We start from the raw sequence: 17,038 nt of genomic DNA on the forward strand, positions 1-17,038 counted from the left end.
GTGTGCGCGCGGTTGCAAATCAAGCCGTGCGCACAGGTTGCCGCATTGTCACCAGTTCTTCGGCCATCACCGGATGCACGGCGACAGTACGGTCAAAATCTTCTTTGGTCGCGCCCATCTTTACGGCAATACCTGCAAGCTGGATCATCTCACCCGCACCGGGGGCAACAATGTGGCACCCCAGTACCTTTCGTGTGGCCTGGCTGACCAACAGCTTCATCAAAACCCGCTGCGTTCCGCCAGCGAATGACTTTTGCATCGGCTTGAACGACGTGGCATAGACTTCGATCGGTTCTTGCGCCGCCGCTTCTTCTTCGCTGAGGCCAACCGTGCCAAATTCCGGCTGCGTAAAGATCGCGGTTGGGATCAGTTCATGATCCACAGGTGTCGGATTACCTTTGAACACGGTTTCGACAAAAGCCATTCCCTCGCGGATCGCAACCGGTGTCAGGTTCACCCGGTCCGTAACGTCGCCAATGGCATAGATCGAAGGCACGGCGGTCTGGCTGAATTCATTTACAACGATTTCACCCTTGCGCCCGCGTTCGACGCCCAAGTCTTCCAGCCCCAGATTGTCCGCATTTGGCAAACGGCCCGTTGCATACATCACCACGTCAAAACGATCTTCGGTACCATCGGTTGCCTTGACACGGATCTGGTCCCCGTCTTGGGTCATTTCCAGCACATTTGTGCCCAGACGGACGTCGATGCCGTTTTGGCGCATCTCTTCACAGATCAGCCCCCGCGCCTCTTCATCAAAGCCGCGCAGGATTTGCGCGCCGCGATAGAATTGCGTGGTCTTGACGCCCAGCCCGTTCATGATCCCGGCGAATTCGCTGGCGATATAGCCACCTCCGACGATCAGAATACTCTGGGGCAGCTTATCCAGATGGAAAATCTCGTTCGAAGTGATCGCCAGGTCTGATCCCGGGAAATCAGGCACGACCGGACGGCCACCCGTGGCGATCAGGATGTGCTTGGCGGTTTTACGGGTACCGTCGGTCAACTCGACCGTGTGCGCATCCACCAAACGCGCGCGCTGATCAAAGCTTTCAACCCCATTGTTTTTCAGGATGTTACGATAGATCCCTTCCAGCCGATCCAGCTCCGTCACCAACTTGTCGTGAAAGGTGTTCCAGTTGAACGCACCAGGCTGAATGTCCCAACCATAAGCCTGCGCATCGCCGACCATACCCGAATATTCGCTGGCAAAGACCATCAGTTTCTTGGGCACACAGCCCCGGATCACACAGGTCCCGCCATAGCGGTCTTCTTCGGCAAGTGCGACTTTGGCTCCGGTCTCACCCGCTGCCACGCGCGCTGCGCGGACCCCGCCCGAGCCTCCGCCGATGACAAAAAGATCATAGTCAAAGCTCATGCCGGTTTCCTTCGTTCAACTTGCAAAAATTCTCTGGATATCTGGGCGCGAAAACCCCGGTGCCAACCCCCGGGCACTGAAATTTCGAACATTCACTGGCGCTTGTCGGGGATAAGTGCATTAAAGTCAGTCCGAAACATCGGAAAACAGGTTGTCACGAGAGCCCCCAAGCAACTGATCCAGTTGGATGGTCCCTGCATTTATATCCCTCAATTCGACACGACCGTCGCCGTGGCCAATCACGACTTTGTCACAGATATCGATGAACAAGCCGTTTTCGACGACACCCGGCACCTGATTGAGGATCAGCGCCATCTGGCGCGGATTGCCGATGCGCTGCAGATGAAGGTCCAGAATATGATTTCCCTCATCCGTTACAAACGGGGCCTCGCCGTTCATACGCAGCACTGATGTCGTCCCGAGAACATCCATGGCATCCAGTGCCTCTTCGATCAGGGTGCGTGTGGTTTGCCATCCGAACGGAACGACTTCGACCGGCAAAGGGAAAGCCCCCAACGTTTCGACCTCTTTGCCGGAATCAGCGATGACGATCATCTGGTCGCTGGCAGTCGCTACGATCTTTTCCTGCAAATGCGCGCCACCGCCGCCCTTGATCAGGTTCAAGTCGCTGTCAAACTCGTCTGCTCCATCGATTGTCAGGTCCAGCCATCCGGCCTGGTCCAACGAAATCACCTCAATCCCGACTTCTCGGGCAAGTTGCGCGGTTCGTGTTGACGTTGGCACACCCTTGATCCGCAAGCCGTCCTGCTGAACCCTCTCGCCCAGGCGTCTCACCAGCCATGCAGCTGTGGAACCCGTGCCCAGGCCGACGCGCATTCCGTCCTCGACCATCTCGGCCGCGCGGCGCGCAGCCACGAATTTCGCAGTGTCGATAGGCGAAAGATCTCCGGTCATGGCAGCTGTCCTAAATTGGCTTGCCCGAGTTATAGGGAATGCGCAGCGTAACTGCGACCCCAATTCGCGGTGCGGCGAACCCAAAGATGGCCCTGGACTACGCGTTTCCTATCGGAAACGTCGCAATCATGTCTTACAAGTTCATCTTAGAGCTATAAGTTGCCGCCATGTTGACGCCCTACCGCCTGCACTATGCCCCTGATAACGCCTCGCTGGTGATCCGCCTGGCGCTGGAGGAGATGATTGTTCCCTATGAAACCGTTCTGGTGGATCGCCGCCGCAACGAACAGGACAGTGCCGCATACCGTGCCCTGAACCCCAACGGGTTGATCCCAGTTCTGGAAACACCCCAAGGGCCGATCTTTGAAACTGCGGCGATCCTGCTGTGGCTGTCCGAGCATCACGGTCAGCTTGCACCTGCGCCGGGTGACCCTGCGCGTGCGGACTTTCTGAAGTGGTTGTTTTTTGCGTCCAACACGTTGCACGCGGACCTGCGTATCCTCTTTTACGCTGAGAAATACATCGACCCATCACAGGCCGACACATTGCGGACTGGCATTCGCCCGCGTCTCAGGCGCCACCTGCAACTGCTGGATACTTTAGCAAAACGCGCGCCGGACTGGTTCTGCGCTGACCAACCATCGGTGCTGACTTATTACATTGCGTGCATGATGCGCTGGATGGCGCTGTACCCCGCTCAGGCAGACCGCAGTTGGTACCAGCTGGCCGATACACCTTGTCTGCAAACACTGCTGGCGCACCTTGAAACACGCCCCGCGACCCGTTCGGCCATAGCCGCAGAAGGTCTTGGGGCCACCCCGTTCACATCCCCTGTTTACGCCAACCCTCCAGAAGGCTCAGCTATCTGATATGTTCCTCTCTGTCTTCGATATGTTCAAAGTGGGCATCGGCCCGTCCTCATCTCATACCATGGGCCCCATGGTCGCTGCCGCGCGCTTTCTGGACATGATGCGCGCGTCGCCGTTTGAGTTTTCCGGCCTCAAGGGGTCATTGCACGGCTCGCTGGCGTTTACCGGCGTCGGCCACGCGACCGACCGGGCAACTATCCTTGGCCTGGCCGGGTTTGTGCCCGACACGTATGACAATGACAAAGCCGAGGCTGCGCTTGCTGCCATTGCCGATACGCATACCGTGTCGCCCGAAGGTCTGCCGACGCTGACGTTCGACCCGAAAACCGATCTGGTCTTTGACTACGACAACAACCTGCCCGGCCATGCCAACGGGATGATCCTGATGGCAACGGATGCGCAGGGCGACGTGATCCTGAGGCAGGTATTCTATTCCATCGGTGGCGGCTTTGTTCTGACCGAAGAGGAACTGGCCGAAGGCAAAGCCACCGAAGAAGGCGACCCGGTCCCCTACCCGTTCAAATCGGCAGCCGAGATGCTGGAAATGGCAAAGTCCAGCGGCAAATCCATCGCAGAAATGAAGCGCGCCAACGAAATCGCGCGCGGCTGCGCGGATAGTTTTGCCAAGGGCTCAGCCCGCCTTTGGCAGGTAATGAACGACTGTATCGAGCGCGGCCTGCAGACCGATGGTATTCTTCCAGGTGGCCTGAGCGTGCGTCGCCGTGCCAAAGGCATCTATGACGCTCTGATGGCCGAGCGCGGGATGAACCTGACCGCGCCTCACACAATCAACGACTGGATGAGCGTTTACGCGATGGCGGTCAACGAAGAAAATGCGGCCGGCGGGCAAGTTGTCACGGCGCCAACCAACGGCGCGGCGGGTGTGCTGCCTGCAGTGCTGCGGTATTACCTCGACCACGTGCCCGGTGCTTCGGAAAGTCACATCGAAGATTTCCTGCTGACTGCCGCTGCAATTGGCGGGCTGGTCAAGTTCAATGCTTCGATTTCAGGCGCTGAAGCCGGATGTCAGGCCGAAGTGGGCAGCGCCTCGGCGATGGCTGCAGCCGGGCTGTGTGCTGTAATGGGCGGCACACCCGAGCAGGTGGAAAACGCAGCCGAGATCGCGCTGGAGCATCATCTGGGCATGACCTGCGATCCCGTCGCGGGTCTGGTTCAGGTACCCTGTATCGAGCGTAACGGGTTGGGTGCCATCAAGGCAGTCTCTGCAGCGTCGCTCGCGCTGCGAGGTGATGGTCAGCATTTTGTGCCTTTGGATTCGGCGATTGAAACCATGCGACAAACCGGGCTTGATATGCACGAGAGGTACAAAGAAACTTCGCTGGGCGGGTTGGCTGTAAACATCCCGAACTGTTGAGGTCGGAAAGGAGTCGGCCGGATGCGTGGACATTGCTTGTGCGGCAAAATCAAATACGAGGTCGACTCTCCTGCTCTGTCTTGTGTGACGTGCCATTGCGACAGTTGCCGCCGTCAATGCGCAGCTCCGATGACAACTTATTTCGCGGTTCGCGACGGGCAATGGCGTTGGACCGGGGAAGAACCTAAGCGCTTCAACTCCTCACCCGGAGTTGAGCGCAGCTTTTGCCCGCATTGCGGCACACCGATCTCGTTCCGTTCGGCCAAGATGTCTGATGTACTGCATCTGTACGTGGCGACATTAGAGACACCAGAAGCGCTGCAACCAACACTTCATGTCTCTCATGAGGAAAAGCTGAGCTGGCTGCGCTTTGATGACGACTTACCAACCTGCGTTGGGCCAGATTACACCAAGGTTCAGCCCCTGCCGAAAGCCTGACGTCGGACCTTTCCACTCTTTCGCGAAACGGCTAGCGTCGCAGGCATGACTCAGGATCGTCCTGTCTTTGGCATTATTTTGATGCTTGGTTTCTGCGTGCTTGCGCCATTGGGTGATTCAATGGCCAAGCTGTTGGGCGAGACGACTCCGTTGGGATTGCTGGTTACAGTCCGCTTTGCCGTGCAAGCCTTGATCCTGATCCCGCTGGTTGCTTTGACCGGACGGCCATGGCGTATGCGCGGGCGTATTCTGCGCCTGACTGTGATCCGCACATTTCTGCATATCGTCGGCATCACGGCGATGTTCAGCGCGCTTCAGTTCCTGCCACTGGCGGATGCTATCGCAATCGCTTTTGTCATGCCGTTCATCATGCTGTTGTTAGGAAAATACGTGCTGTGTGAAGAGGTCGGCCTCCGCCGTCTGGTCGCGTGCATCGTTGGATTTATCGGCACACTTTTGGTCATACAACCCAGCTTTGCCGAGGTCGGCGCTCCTGCGCTATTGCCCCTGATCGTCGCTGTTGTCTTTGCCTTGTTCATGCTGGTCACGCGGCAAATCGCGAAAGAGACTGACCCTGTGTCATTGCAGGCCGTGTCGGGCGTTCTTGCCACATTGGTTTTAACGCCGGTTCTGGTGATTGGAACGCACCTTGACGTATGGGAGATCTCAGCCACGCTGCCTGCCGCTGACATGTACTGGCTTTTGCTGGCAATCGGCGTGTTGGGCACGGTGGCCCATCTGCTGATGACCTGGTCGTTGCGTTATGCGCCTTCGGCCACGTTGGCCCCGATGCAATATCTGGAAATTCCCGTTGCAACCCTGATCGGCTGGGTCATCTTCAGCGACTTGCCGGACGGGCTTGCAGCGATTGGCATTTTGATAACCATAGCTGCAGGCCTCTATGTCATTCTGCGCGAGCGGGCCAGCGCCCGGTCTGCCCCGACAGAAACACCCGCATAAGCCGATCCAGCGCGGAGCGCGGGATCATGACCAAAAGCCCCGGCCCGTCCATTTGCAACTCAACCTCGGCCAGCGCCCGGTTGGAAGTGCCTACCTGACCGTTTGGCTCAAACTCCAACCCTTCGATTGGCCATTCCAGCCCGGTGCTGCGTCCTGTAACCGGGCACATTGGAAACAGTGAAACGACATCTCCGGGATCAACGGGCAGGTGAATACACGGCGGCGCGTGAAAGACCACCTCATGCTCACCCAATAGAATGCACGCCTGATCCTGCCGCCTGACCAAAGTATTCAAAACAGCCAGTTGATGATCCAGCCGCCCACCCAGAAACCCCACCCCTAGAACCAATGGGGTCCGCACACTACGCAGAGCTTTGTCGAAGTCTGTGCTGTCTTGTTCGCGGACCGGAAATAGACGCTCGGGTGGTATTTTCGCTTTTTCCACCGCGTCTAGCGAATCGAAATCACCTATGACCGCATCCGGGATCTGACCTGATTCTGTTAGAACAGCCGCACCACCATCAGCAGCAACAAGGGATTTGACGCGATTCAGCACCAGATTCAGGTCTTGTGCGCCGACAAATCCCCCCCCAAACAGTCCAATTGGATCCGTTGAGCGTACAATTGGCTCATTTTTCACAAGATTGGCCATTTTTCCCGGATTTGGACACATTAAGACCACAAAATGATAGGTTCATGCGAAGAGTTCCGAGCCAGTGTGTGCTCCCGAATCCGGGTAAGCTGGCTCTCGTAGTTTGTAAAGGACGTGCGTCTGATGGTACAGAATAACAAGGTATTGACCGTTTCTTATGGAACCTTCTCCTGCACTTTGGAAGGATTTGACGATTCCTTTGAGACGATGAAAGCCATCGCCGAGTATTTTCGTGACCTCGCTGCGGATGACCGCTATTTCGGCTCAGAGCCCCCTCAACCTGATGCCGAAATGCTGACCCGCATTGCCCGACGCGATGCGTCGCAGCGGGTGGAAGCCAGCCAGAACGAATCCGGGCTGCTGCTGCGCGCCACGCAGACACCGGAAGCCACGTACCAGGAACCGGTTTCGCACACCGCCGCTCCGCCTGTTGCACACACCCCTACTCACGAACAGCCGACACCAACTGCGTTCGCCGAGGCGGAACCCGTCAAAGATACTCCTCCTCCGGCAGCTGACAGCATTGCGTCTAAACTGCAGCGCATTCGCGCAGTCGTCTCTCATTCGGACGTCCCTCCTACGGCATACTCCGAAGATGAAGACACGTCTTTGCTGGCAGGTTCCACCCCCCAGGTGGACGCAGTTGCCGCAGCTTTTGAGGCCGGTGCGCTGAGCGCCGAAGACTTTGAAGAACCCGCTGCTCCAGTGGCCGAAGAGCAGCAGACACCTGCTGTGAAAGAGTTCGAGGCCGAAGAAACAGACGACTTGACCGTCGATGTAACGACAGAGGCACAAGAGGCTGAAGAAACAGGCGACATTGAATCCGTCGAAACAGAAACCCCAACGAGTGACGCTGACAACCTGCACGCGCCCATGACCCCCGAGCACGTGCAGGTCGACAGCATCGAAGACGCCCCCGAAATGCAGCAACTTCCTGCCGAACCGCTGTTCGCGGATCTGGAAGATGACGTAGCAGACGAGGTCGAAGAAGAGGACGTTCCGAACATCCTGAATGTAGAGGACGTGGCGATTGAAACTTCGGATGAAGCATCCCAGGACTCACAGGACGATCAGACCCATGGTTTGTTGACGGCTGAAGATGAAGAGAACTTGCTGAGCGAGATTTCCGAGATCGAGTCAGAGTTCTCTGAGCGTCCAGGCCAAAAGTTGGCTGATGATGCAGATCCGGATCGGGATGTCCTGCGTTTGATGGCCAAAACCGGCGAGCACATGGATGATCCGTCCAGCAGCGATGCACGGGAAACCTATTCGCACCTTCGTACAGCGGTCGCTGCGACCGAGGCAGAGTTGGATGACGCAGACACCGCATCCTCAAAAGCTGACGAATACCGTGGCGACTTGGAATCTGTGGTCAGCCCCCGCCGCCCTGAAGTGAAGGTGACCAGCGCGCGCCCGGAAGCAGATGCTCCGGCCCCACTGAAACTGGTAGCTGAGCAGCGCGTTGACGATCAAAGCGAACCAACGGGCCCCGTGATGCCCCGCCGCGTCACCGCTGATGTGGAAGACAGCAGCTCGGAAGAAGGCGGCTTTGCTCAGTTCGCACAGGACCAGGGCGCTCAGTCACTGCCTGACCTTCTGGAAGCGGCCGCAGCTTATCTGTCCTTTATTGAAGGTCAGGAACAGTTCTCGCGCCCGCAACTGATGAACAAAGTCCGCTCATTGAAGCAGGATGAGTTCAATCGCGAAGAAAGCCTGCGTTCATTTGGTCAATTGCTGCGCGACGGCAAAATCGAGAAAGCCGGCGGTGGCCGTTTTGCGGCCTCCAATCTGATCGGCTTCCGCCCGGATGATGAACGCGCAGTGGGCTGACTGACGCGACAACAAATAAGCAGGGCCGGGTAAATCCCGGCCCTTTTTTGTTGCTTGCTCAACTGTGCAAGGTGCACGGCTCTTCAGGCAGCGCGTCAAAACGGTTTATGCTGCAACGCAGAATTGTGGTACAGTCTCACGGTAAAACTCTCGTCACGATATCCGTATTAGACTGAGGCAGTGCTATGCAAGACATCATAATTCGCCGACTCCGGAGACATGACCATGCCTTAATTTCAAGCCATTTCAATAGCTTGGATGAGGACGTATTGCTTTCGCGCTTTGGCACACCTGTTCAGCCGCAGGGGGTGCAAGACTACCTGTCCAATATGTTTGCCGACGCAGCATTTGTTTTCGGAGCTTTCCCGGATTCTTGTCTGCGCGGCGTGGGAGAATTGCGTCTGATACCTGACCACAAATACCATGTCGCCGAAGCGGCATTTACTGTTGAAAAAGCTTGGCAAGACAAGGGGATTGGAGATGCTTTGCTATCCCGCCTCATTACGATCGCTCAAAACCGAGGGATCAGAGAGGTTCATATGCTATGCCTTGCGACCAATCAGAAAATGAGACGCCTGGCCGCAAAGCACAACGCAGAGTTAACCCTTGTACCGGGTCAAGTCGAGGCGACCCTGACCACACCATGGCCCACCCCTTTCAGCATGGCCAAAGAAATCACAAGCGAATACCGCGCATTTGCACGCGCGGTTCTCAGCTGGCCTAACCAGACACAGGCTTCTCAAGAGGGTCAGAACTGATCCGGATCTTCTTTCCCGACGCCGCGAAAAACGAACTTGAACGGCAAAGCCCAAAGAACGCCAAGTACGACATAGACCAGAAGTTCGACCCAGATCGGGGGGCGATCCAGCCAGTTCACAACTGTCACCACAGCCACAATGTAAAGCGGCAGGCCAATAACAAGGATCACCAGAGACCACCGCCGACGCGCCTTGTAGCTCAGTCCCGGTTTCTTTTCCTCGGCCATCAGTCGGCAAACGGGTCTGTCACCAAAATGGTGTCGTCCCGCTCCGGGCTGGTGGACAAAAGCGCCACTGGGCATTCAATCAGTTCTTCCACACGACGTACGTATTTGATCGCGTTAGCTGGCAGATCGGCCCAGCTGCGCGCGCCTTCCGTCGATTCGCTCCACCCCGGCATTTCTTCATAAATGGGTGTGCACCGTGCCTGTTGATCGGCCGCGGTGGGCAGATAGTCCAGCCGTTCGCCATCCAGCTCATATCCGGTGCAGATTTTCAGCGTTTCAAACCCGTCCAGAACATCCAGCTTTGTCAATGAGATACCGTTCACGCCGCTGGTCGCGCAGGTCTGGCGCACCAGACAAGCGTCGAACCAGCCGCAGCGACGTTTGCGGCCTGTCACCGTTCCAAATTCGTGCCCCCGGGTTCCAAGGCGATGGCCGTCGTCGTCGTCCAGCTCTGTTGGGAACGGACCTTCGCCGACGCGGGTGGTGTAGGCCTTGACGATCCCCAGAACAAAATCAACCGAGCCAGGCCCGATTCCCACGCCGGTGGCGGCCTGCCCGGCGATCACGTTGGACGAAGTGACAAATGGATAGGTTCCGAAATCGATGTCCAACAGAGCACCTTGCGCCCCTTCGAACAAAATGCGTTTGCCCGCCTTGCGCTTTTCGTTCAGCACTTTCCAGACCGGAGCGGCAAAGGGAAGGATTTCCTGCGCGATCTCCTTTAGTTGTGCAATCAGGGCGTCCCTGTCGACAGGCTCAATGCCTAGACCTTTGCGCAACGGATCATGGTGCTGCAACGCACGATCCACCCGGGCCTCAAGCGTTGCCTCATCCGCCAGGTCAGCCACACGGACCGAACGGCGCCCAACCTTGTCTTCATATGCAGGGCCAATTCCGCGACCGGTGGTTCCGATCTTGGTGCCTTTGCTGGCAGCTTCTTCCCGCGCACGGTCCAATTCACCATGGATTGGCAGGATCAATGGCGTATTCTCGGCGATCATCAATGTCTCGGGCGTGATCTCAACGCCCTGCTGACGGATCGAGGCAATCTCGTTTACCAGATGCCAGGGGTCCAATACGACACCGTTGCCAATAACACTCAGTTTACCGCCGCGCACAACCCCCGACGGAAGGGCATTCAACTTGTAGACCTCACCATCAATCACCAGCGTATGACCGGCATTATGCCCGCCCTGAAAACGCGCGATCACGTCCGCCCGTTCGCTGAGCCAGTCGACAATCTTGCCTTTTCCTTCGTCGCCCCATTGAGCGCCGACAACAACCACGTTGGCCATATCCGGTCCTTTTCGTGCTGAGTAATCAAACTCGGCTCGTATAGCCGGGCACAAACGGCAGGGAAACCGATTTTTCGCCGCAGATTGAAATCGCGCGAATGCGCGATGCCTCCGGCAGAGGTATTTGGGGCCAGATGAAGACGGATCCCCAGCTTCATCTGGCTAGAAATACTTCGGGGGAGTCGCCCGGAACGGGCGGCGGGGGCAGAGCCCCCGAACAATGGTCAACGCAGATGCACCGGATGCCCGTGGGGTGTCGTCAGATAAGCCTCTTCCCACGCCCGGTGCAGGTCAGTCACATCCTGTGGCAGAGCGGCACCCTGCTCGGCGAGCATGTCCTCAAGTGTTTCCAACCAAGCGTGAAAATAGTCGTCGCCACCATCCAGTTCCCGCGCAAAGCCATGACGCTTGAGTGTATTCGAGAATCGATTTGCCCAGTCGGACCAACCGAACCGACCAGCCTCGTTCAGGGCAATGGTGACAGCAAAGACCTGCGCGTGCCAGGGTTCGGCAAAGACAGGTTCCGGGGCCGTATGGATGACGCATTCGCTCATGCTGGAACCAGATAGCTTTGCCACAAATCCAGCACCACTTCGTCTTTGGGATGTTCTGGGTTGATCCACAGTTCAGACGCCGGGAAGGCCACTGCATACAGCGGTTCAGGTGCTTCGCCCAAACCGTGGGCGTTTGCGTCGGGTAAAACGTGCGTCCCATGCAAACGCAGGATTCGCCCTTTGGCGCCTGATGCGTAGATCGGCAAACGGGTATGGCCCCCATCCACAAGCCGGTTTGCAGCAGGTCGACTCGTGATGACGTCTTGCCCAACAGAGTACAGCACCGCGACGTTCGACGGTCTGTCCGCTGGTCCACCTTTAGCCAAAGCAGCAGAAACGGCTTCGGCTTTAAGCACTTTCTCGGTCAGCGGGTGTGCTCTCTCCTCACCGCCACCCCGCAGGTCATCCAAACTGAGAACACCTTTTTCAACCAGCAGGTCGGCTAGGCCGGAGATCCATTTTTCGTAATATGAAAATCGCGCGTAGTCTTTTGGAGACAGCCGTTCGCGCGCATGTCGCGACACATCGATGTTCCACTGCCCCAGAAACCCTGCGGCAAGTGTCACCGCCAATGCCCGAGCGTGCCACTCTTCGGCAAAAACCGGCGCGCCCTCTGCTTCTGGATCAATCGGGCCATCTCCAAAACGGCCGCCCATGTCATGAACGCGGGTCATGAGGACACCATGGGAAGGCCGGTACCGATCATGCTGTCGCGTGTCACCAGCGCGGCAAGTTCGTCTTCGCTCATCCCTTCTGTGCCTTCAGGTCGCATGGGCAGAACGAGGTAGCGAATCTCGGCAGTCGAATCCCAAACCCGCACAGATGTACCCTCGGGCAGAGTGACGTCAAATTCGGCTAGCACTTTACGCGGTTCGCGCACGGCGCGGGCACGGTAGGCGTCAGACTTATACCAGCCGGGCGGGATACCCAGCAATGGCCACGGGTAGCAACTGCACAAAGTGCAGACGACCATGTTGTGCTGGTCGGGTGTGTTCTCAACAACCACCATGTGCTCGCCTTGCCGACCGTAATAACCAAGATCCGCCACAACGGGTGTGGCATCTTCCAATAAAGCCGCCTTAAACACAGGATCGTTCCATGCTTTGGCAACAACCCGCGCGCCATTTTGCGGTCCAATCTTGTTTTGATACGTGTCGATGATTTCATCCAACGCAGCCGGATCGATCAGCCCTTTACGGGTCAGAATCGTTTCCAGCGCCTTGACGCGCAAAGCGGGTTCCGGTGGTAACAATGCGTGCGGGTGGTCGTGGTCGTCATGTGGCATAAGGCGCAGCCTGCGTCACGCATTGGTGTTCTGTCCAGTCCCGTTGCCGTGATATGATGTATCACGTGTGGTGATGTGAACTCCTGACTTGCCCCCGCGGACAAACTTGCATAAGTACCACGCGATACACGCCACGCTGTACAGGACCACCATGGAAAACGTCGTTCTCATCATCCACCTTCTGTTGGCCTTGGGCCTGATTGCCGTTGTTCTGATGCAGCGGTCCGAAGGCGGTGGCCTTGGCATGGGCGGCGGCGGTGGCGGCGCAATGACGGGTCGCGCAGCGGCAACCGCCTTGGGCAAGCTGACCTGGATTCTGGCGGCCTGCTTTATCGTGACCTCGATCACACTGACCATCCTCGCGGCTCAGAAGTCGTCGGGCAGTTCGGTGATCGACCGTCTGGGCGTTCCGGCTCCGGCTTCCACCGAAGAAAGCACTCCGGCGATTCCGTCGGCAGATGATCTTCTGCCACCGGCACAGGGCGACAACGCGCCACTGATCCCGCAAGCGGACTGATCCACAAAACCTAGAAACCTGAAAGAGGACTGCAACAGCATCTTGCGGTTCTCTTGCGCTTTTGGCGCGAATCCTTTATACGTGAAGTCCCGTGATGCAGCGGTTTTTCGGAACCGTCGGGCAGCTGATTTTGACGTCTCACGGGAGCAGCCGAAAAACTATGGCGCGTTTTATTTTCATCACTGGTGGTGTGGTTTCGTCCTTGGGCAAAGGACTGGCTTCGGCGGCTTTGGGATCGCTGCTGCAAGCGCGGGGGTACTCCGTTCGCCTGCGCAAGCTGGACCCCTATCTGAACGTCGACCCCGGCACGATGTCGCCTTTTGAACACGGCGAGGTTTTTGTCACCGACGATGGGGCCGAAACAGATCTGGACCTTGGCCACTATGAACGCTTCACCGGCGTAGCAGCGCGGAAAACCGACTCGGTCAGTTCGGGGCGGATTTATTCGAATGTGCTCGAGAAAGAGCGCCGTGGCGATTACCTGGGCAAAACCATTCAGGTCATCCCGCACGTCACCAATGAGATCAAGGATTTCATCGCCATCGGCGAAGATGAGGTTGATTTCATGCTGTGTGAGATCGGCGGCACTGTCGGCGACATCGAGGGCCTGCCCTTTTTTGAAGCCATCCGTCAGTTCAGCCAGGACAAGCCGCGCGGTCAGTGTATCTTTATGCACCTCACATTGCTGCCCTACATCAAAGCGTCGGGTGAGTTGAAAACCAAGCCGACTCAGCACTCGGTAAAAGAGCTGCGCTCGATCGGTCTGGCACCGGATATTCTGGTCTGCCGCTCCGAAGGCCCGATCCCGACCAAGGAACGCGAGAAACTGGCGCTGTTCTGTAACGTGCGCCCCGATAGCGTGATTGCAGCTCAGGACCTGAGCACCATTTATGACGCCCCGTTGGCTTATCACCGGGAAGGTCTGGATCAGGCGGTGCTGGACGCGTTCCAGATCAGCCCTGCCCCGAAACCCGATCTGGCTAAATGGGAAGACGTTAGTGACCGCATCCACAATGCCGAAGGCGAGGTCAAAGTTGCCATCGTCGGCAAATACACTCAGCTCGAGGATGCCTATAAGTCGATTGCCGAGGCCCTGACCCATGGTGGCATGGCCAACCGGGTCAAGGTGAAAATCGAGTGGGTCGATGCCGAGGTGTTCGACACAGAAGACGCGGCCCCGCATCTGGAAGGCTTCCACGCGATCCTTGTCCCCGGCGGATTTGGCGAACGTGGCACCGAAGGCAAGATCAAGGCTGCTCAGTATGCGCGCGAACACAAGGTCCCCTATCTGGGCATTTGTTTGGGCATGCAGATGGCGGTGATCGAAGCAGCGCGGAATGCTGCTGGCATCACCGAGGCGGGTTCAGAGGAATTCGACCACGAGGCCGGAAAAAAACGTTTCGAGCCAGTTGTTTATCACCTGAAAGAGTGGGTACAGGGCAACCACAAGGTTGAACGCAAAGTCGGCGACGACAAAGGCGGCACCATGCGGTTGGGCGCGTACAACGCAGTTCTGGCCGAAGGGTCCAAAGTTGCCGGCGTCTATGGCGGCACACAGATCGAGGAACGCCACCGTCACCGCTATGAGGTTGATATCAAGTATCGCGAACAGCTTGAGAAGGCGGGACTAAACTTTTCAGGCATGTCGCCGGACGGTCGTTTGCCCGAAATCGTGGAATGGTCAGATCATCCGTGGTTCATCGGCGTTCAATACCATCCGGAACTGAAGTCCAAGCCTTTTGACCCGCACCCGCTGTTCCGCGATTTTGTGCGCGCTGCAAAAGACACCTCGCGTCTGGTGTAATCCCCCGCTGTGTCGGTCTGTCACCCCCACGTTGTTTTGTGGGGGCTGACCTCTTAACTGTATGAGGATGCGAAGTTTCTGCTTCGCGCCTTGGATACAGTTCAGAGATTCAGGAGATTTCCGATGAGCAACGCAACAACGATCACCAACCTCCAACAAGCACTGCATATGGAGCTGACGGCGGCGCATCAGTATCAGCTGCACGCCCATGTGCTAGAAGACTGGGGCCTTGATATTCTGGCCGAAAAGATGCGGGGCGAAATGCAGGAAGAGTTGGGCCACTCTGACGCGTTTATCGAGCGCATCCTGTTTCTGGGTGGCGTGCCCGAGCTTTCGTTTCAGAAAAGCCCGGCGGCGGCAGGTTCTTTGGAAGAGATGTTCTCTGCCGATCTGAAAGACGAAACCGAAGCTGTTGATTTCTATACCCAAGCCGCGCTGCAAGCAGCTGAAGTCGGCGATGTCGGTTCACGTACGCTGTTCGAACGCATTTTGTTGGAAGAGGAAGGTCATAAGGACTGGCTGGACACTCAACTGAGCTTGCTGAAGCGTCTGGGTGAAGCCAATTTCAGTGCGAAATTCGTATCTGGGGCAGCGGACGAGGCATAGGCCGCTTACATTCGGCTTGCCGCAAATCACCCGCATAGCTCAGTCCGATAGGAATTGAGGGATGCAGGGCCCGTCACCTCAAAGTGACGTATCAAAGGAAAAAAAACCTACTCGGTCGGACATCGTAACGTTAACTGTTGGTCACGCTACAACAGGAGAGTTCCGATGGCCGACCAGATCCAGAACGCGAAAACCTTCACCAGCCTTCACAAAAAGGGCGATCCGGTCATCCTTTTCAACATCTGGGACGCAGGCAGCGCTGGTGCGGTTCGGGATGCCGGTGCGCAGGCAATTGCAACTGGCAGCGCCCCGGTTGCCATGGCTCAGGGGTTCAGCGACGGGCAAAACGTCCCGCTTGAGGCTGCCTTGGACAACGCTCGCCGCATTGTGTCAGCAGTCGATCTGCCGGTGACTCTGGACTTTGAAGGCGCTTATGCCGAAGACGCGCAGGGTATTTCAGAAAACGTGAAACGCGCTCTGGATTGCGGTGTGGTTGGTTTCAACTTCGAAGATCAGATTATTGGCGGCGCGGAGCTTTATGATGTGGCGGTTCAGGCCAAGCGCGTCGAAGCCATGCGAGAGGCGTGCGACAGCATGGGCATCCCCGCTTATGTCAATGCGCGCACCGATATCTTTCTCAAAGCTCCTGCAGAGACCCACAGCGAAGCAATGCTGGACGAAGCCATCACGCGGGCCGCGTCCTATGAAGCGGCCGGTGCCACCGGCTTTTTTGCACCAGGCCTGAAAGACGAAGCTTTGATTGGTCGTTTGTGCGAAGCAACTAACTTGCCGGTCAACATCATCGCCCTGCCCGGCACGCCTGCTACGTCCAAGCTGGCTGAACTGGGCGTGGCTCGTGTCAGTTACGGGCCTGTGCCATATCGTCAGATGATCAAATGGCTGACCGAGCAGGCGCAGGCGGCTTTGAACTATAAAGGCTAAGCGCCGCTGGTGGGATGGCATTGCCTTCGGTCAGTATTTCCCTCATCTCTTGGTTGAACGCATCAAACGATGAATGCAAGTTCGTAGCGGCCTGCTGTCGATCGGCAACCTTGTGATCATTCAGGGCTATGGCAGGTAGTCTTCGCTTGGCGGACCACAAAATATGGAATAACCTGACCTTATGTTGAAAAAGTTCTTTCAGGCGCTCAGACCGCCTCAACACAAACACCTGCCCGATCCGGATGCCGAGCTTGCCCTGGGCGCGCTCATGGTGCGTGTGGCGCAGGCGGACCGGGACTACAAACTGGAAGAGATCAGTTTGATCGACAAAATTCTGGCCCGCCTTTACCAGCATAACGCGATTGAAGCCGCTAAAGTGCGTGCGACTTGCGAAAAGCTTCACGCAGCTGCGCCGGAAACGGATACCTTTGGCAAGCTGATCCGCGAAACGACCGACTTGAAGGAACGTCTGGCCGCGCTGGATGCGCTTTGGGAAGTTGTCCTGGCCGATGGCAGTACGGACGAAGGCGAAATGAAAATCGTCGAAGAAGCCCGCGTCGCCATGGGGTTGAGCTTCAACGACAGTAAGGCCGCACGTGAACGCGTTCAAAGCCGCTTGGATGTGAGGTAGGC

19 protein-coding genes are annotated in these 17,038 nt (G+C 57.1%); 11 read left to right on the top strand and 8 right to left on the bottom strand.

Annotated features, from left to right (window positions below; genetic code table 11):
* Window positions 1-19: 19 nt before the first annotated feature.
* Window positions 20-1,378, bottom strand: coding sequence for a glutathione-disulfide reductase (gene gor, locus GS636_RS11930; protein WP_171089317.1), 1,359 nt, complete (start codon window positions 1,376-1,378; stop codon window positions 20-22).
* Between the two features lie 126 nt (window positions 1,379-1,504).
* A complete protein-coding gene (gene rpiA / locus GS636_RS11935) occupies window positions 1,505-2,293 on the bottom strand; it encodes a ribose-5-phosphate isomerase RpiA (RefSeq protein ID WP_171089315.1) in 789 nt (262 codons plus the stop codon).
* 167 nt (window positions 2,294-2,460) lie between these two features.
* On the opposite strand from rpiA, the gene GS636_RS11940 reads away from it, so the two are divergent.
* Genes GS636_RS11940 through GS636_RS11955 form a run of 4 tightly spaced genes read left to right on the top strand, consistent with a single transcriptional unit; the run spans window position 2,461 to window position 5,935 of the window.
* Window positions 2,461-3,162, top strand: a complete 702-nt coding sequence (locus tag GS636_RS11940) for a glutathione S-transferase family protein (protein ID WP_171669619.1) — start codon at window positions 2,461-2,463, stop codon at window positions 3,160-3,162.
* Between the two features lies 1 nt (window position 3,163).
* On the top strand, window positions 3,164-4,537 hold the full coding sequence (locus tag GS636_RS11945) for an L-serine ammonia-lyase (protein WP_171669620.1): 1,374 nt from the start codon (window positions 3,164-3,166) through the stop codon (window positions 4,535-4,537).
* Between the two features lie 21 nt (window positions 4,538-4,558).
* Window positions 4,559-4,975 (top strand): GFA family protein, encoded by a 417-nt coding sequence (locus tag GS636_RS11950; RefSeq protein WP_171669621.1) that lies wholly within the window; start codon window positions 4,559-4,561, stop codon window positions 4,973-4,975.
* Window positions 4,976-5,020: 45 nt separating this feature from the next.
* Entirely contained in the window at window positions 5,021-5,935 is a 915-nt protein-coding gene (locus GS636_RS11955; protein ID WP_171669622.1) for a DMT family transporter, read from the top strand.
* On the opposite strand, the gene GS636_RS11960 is transcribed toward GS636_RS11955, so the two are convergent.
* The gene (locus tag GS636_RS11960) at window positions 5,880-6,587 is read right to left on the bottom strand and encodes a thiamine diphosphokinase (RefSeq protein ID WP_171669623.1); all 708 of its coding nucleotides are present in this window, start codon (window positions 6,585-6,587) and stop codon (window positions 5,880-5,882) included. The genes GS636_RS11955 and GS636_RS11960 overlap by 56 nt on opposite strands.
* 123 nt (window positions 6,588-6,710) lie before the next feature.
* Here GS636_RS11960 and GS636_RS11965 point away from each other — a divergent pair, with 123 nt between their 5' ends.
* Window positions 6,711-8,417, top strand: a complete 1,707-nt coding sequence (locus GS636_RS11965) for a hypothetical protein (RefSeq protein WP_171669624.1) — start codon at window positions 6,711-6,713, stop codon at window positions 8,415-8,417.
* A 185-nt stretch (window positions 8,418-8,602) separates the two neighbouring features.
* Window positions 8,603-9,175: a GNAT family N-acetyltransferase gene (locus GS636_RS11970; protein WP_171669625.1), complete on the top strand. Its 573-nt coding sequence runs from the start codon at window positions 8,603-8,605 to the stop codon at window positions 9,173-9,175.
* Here the strand turns inward: GS636_RS11970 and GS636_RS11975 are convergent.
* The 5 genes from GS636_RS11975 to nthA all read right to left on the bottom strand — a co-directional run bounded on the left by GS636_RS11975 (window position 9,166) and on the right by nthA (window position 12,536).
* A complete protein-coding gene (locus GS636_RS11975; protein WP_171669626.1) occupies window positions 9,166-9,402 on the bottom strand; it encodes a DUF2842 domain-containing protein in 237 nt (78 codons plus the stop codon). The two genes, GS636_RS11970 and GS636_RS11975, sit on opposite strands and share 10 nt — an antisense overlap.
* Window positions 9,402-10,697: an adenylosuccinate synthase gene (locus GS636_RS11980; RefSeq protein WP_171669627.1), complete on the bottom strand. Its 1,296-nt coding sequence runs from the start codon at window positions 10,695-10,697 to the stop codon at window positions 9,402-9,404. The genes GS636_RS11975 and GS636_RS11980 overlap by 1 nt, the downstream gene beginning before the upstream one ends.
* A 224-nt stretch (window positions 10,698-10,921) precedes the next feature.
* Window positions 10,922-11,251 (bottom strand): nitrile hydratase accessory protein, encoded by a 330-nt coding sequence (locus GS636_RS11985; RefSeq protein WP_171669628.1) that lies wholly within the window; start codon window positions 11,249-11,251, stop codon window positions 10,922-10,924.
* On the bottom strand, window positions 11,248-11,925 hold the full coding sequence (nthB, locus tag GS636_RS11990; RefSeq protein ID WP_171646772.1) for a nitrile hydratase subunit beta: 678 nt from the start codon (window positions 11,923-11,925) through the stop codon (window positions 11,248-11,250). Before nthB ends, GS636_RS11985 begins: the two co-directional genes overlap by 4 nt.
* A complete protein-coding gene (nthA, locus tag GS636_RS11995) occupies window positions 11,922-12,536 on the bottom strand; it encodes a nitrile hydratase subunit alpha (protein WP_171646769.1) in 615 nt (204 codons plus the stop codon). The genes nthB and nthA overlap by 4 nt, the downstream gene beginning before the upstream one ends.
* A 151-nt stretch (window positions 12,537-12,687) precedes the next feature.
* Here nthA and secG point away from each other — a divergent pair, with 151 nt between their 5' ends.
* From secG to GS636_RS12020, 5 genes are all read left to right on the top strand, one after another.
* Entirely contained in the window at window positions 12,688-13,053 is a 366-nt protein-coding gene (secG, locus tag GS636_RS12000) for a preprotein translocase subunit SecG (RefSeq protein ID WP_171174800.1), read from the top strand.
* Window positions 13,054-13,213: 160 nt separating this feature from the next.
* Complete coding sequence (locus tag GS636_RS12005) at window positions 13,214-14,857, top strand: CTP synthase (RefSeq protein ID WP_171669629.1); 1,644 nt, start codon at window positions 13,214-13,216, stop codon at window positions 14,855-14,857.
* A gap of 123 nt (window positions 14,858-14,980) precedes the next feature.
* Window positions 14,981-15,463, top strand: a complete 483-nt coding sequence (locus tag GS636_RS12010) for a bacterioferritin (protein WP_171089284.1) — start codon at window positions 14,981-14,983, stop codon at window positions 15,461-15,463.
* A 165-nt stretch (window positions 15,464-15,628) separates the two neighbouring features.
* Window positions 15,629-16,405, top strand: coding sequence for an isocitrate lyase/phosphoenolpyruvate mutase family protein (locus GS636_RS12015; RefSeq protein ID WP_171669630.1), 777 nt, complete (start codon window positions 15,629-15,631; stop codon window positions 16,403-16,405).
* Between the two features lie 181 nt (window positions 16,406-16,586).
* Window positions 16,587-17,036 (top strand): TerB family tellurite resistance protein, encoded by a 450-nt coding sequence (locus tag GS636_RS12020; RefSeq protein ID WP_171182643.1) that lies wholly within the window; start codon window positions 16,587-16,589, stop codon window positions 17,034-17,036.
* The last annotated feature ends 2 nt before the right edge of the window (window positions 17,037-17,038 follow it).

The organism is Ruegeria sp. HKCCD4884, assembly GCF_013110855.1.
Taxonomy (GTDB): domain Bacteria; phylum Pseudomonadota; class Alphaproteobacteria; order Rhodobacterales; family Rhodobacteraceae; genus Ruegeria.

Excerpts from the sequence above, each read along its gene's own strand:
- GS636_RS11965 (WP_171669624.1), top strand. The coding sequence starts at position 6,711 with ATGGTACAGAATAACAAGGTATTGACCGTTTCTTATGGAACCTTCTCC.
- nthB (WP_171646772.1), bottom strand. The coding sequence starts at position 11,925 with ATGACCCGCGTTCATGACATGGGCGGCCGTTTTGGAGATGGCCCGATT.
- GS636_RS12010 (WP_171089284.1), top strand. The coding sequence starts at position 14,981 with ATGAGCAACGCAACAACGATCACCAACCTCCAACAAGCACTGCATATG.
- GS636_RS11940 (WP_171669619.1), top strand. The coding sequence starts at position 2,461 with ATGTTGACGCCCTACCGCCTGCACTATGCCCCTGATAACGCCTCGCTG.
- GS636_RS11945 (WP_171669620.1), top strand. The coding sequence starts at position 3,164 with ATGTTCCTCTCTGTCTTCGATATGTTCAAAGTGGGCATCGGCCCGTCC.
- rpiA (WP_171089315.1), bottom strand. The coding sequence starts at position 2,293 with ATGACCGGAGATCTTTCGCCTATCGACACTGCGAAATTCGTGGCTGCG.
- GS636_RS11955 (WP_171669622.1), top strand. The coding sequence starts at position 5,021 with ATGACTCAGGATCGTCCTGTCTTTGGCATTATTTTGATGCTTGGTTTC.
- GS636_RS11985 (WP_171669628.1), bottom strand. The coding sequence starts at position 11,251 with ATGAGCGAATGCGTCATCCATACGGCCCCGGAACCTGTCTTTGCCGAA.
- secG (WP_171174800.1), top strand. The coding sequence starts at position 12,688 with ATGGAAAACGTCGTTCTCATCATCCACCTTCTGTTGGCCTTGGGCCTG.
- GS636_RS11960 (WP_171669623.1), bottom strand. The coding sequence starts at position 6,587 with ATGGCCAATCTTGTGAAAAATGAGCCAATTGTACGCTCAACGGATCCA.
- GS636_RS12015 (WP_171669630.1), top strand. The coding sequence starts at position 15,629 with ATGGCCGACCAGATCCAGAACGCGAAAACCTTCACCAGCCTTCACAAA.
- GS636_RS11970 (WP_171669625.1), top strand. The coding sequence starts at position 8,603 with ATGCAAGACATCATAATTCGCCGACTCCGGAGACATGACCATGCCTTA.
- nthA (WP_171646769.1), bottom strand. The coding sequence starts at position 12,536 with ATGCCACATGACGACCACGACCACCCGCACGCATTGTTACCACCGGAA.
- GS636_RS11980 (WP_171669627.1), bottom strand. The coding sequence starts at position 10,697 with ATGGCCAACGTGGTTGTTGTCGGCGCTCAATGGGGCGACGAAGGAAAA.
- gor (WP_171089317.1), bottom strand. The coding sequence starts at position 1,378 with ATGAGCTTTGACTATGATCTTTTTGTCATCGGCGGAGGCTCGGGCGGG.
- GS636_RS12005 (WP_171669629.1), top strand. The coding sequence starts at position 13,214 with ATGGCGCGTTTTATTTTCATCACTGGTGGTGTGGTTTCGTCCTTGGGC.
- GS636_RS11975 (WP_171669626.1), bottom strand. The coding sequence starts at position 9,402 with ATGGCCGAGGAAAAGAAACCGGGACTGAGCTACAAGGCGCGTCGGCGG.
- GS636_RS12020 (WP_171182643.1), top strand. The coding sequence starts at position 16,587 with ATGTTGAAAAAGTTCTTTCAGGCGCTCAGACCGCCTCAACACAAACAC.
- GS636_RS11950 (WP_171669621.1), top strand. The coding sequence starts at position 4,559 with ATGCGTGGACATTGCTTGTGCGGCAAAATCAAATACGAGGTCGACTCT.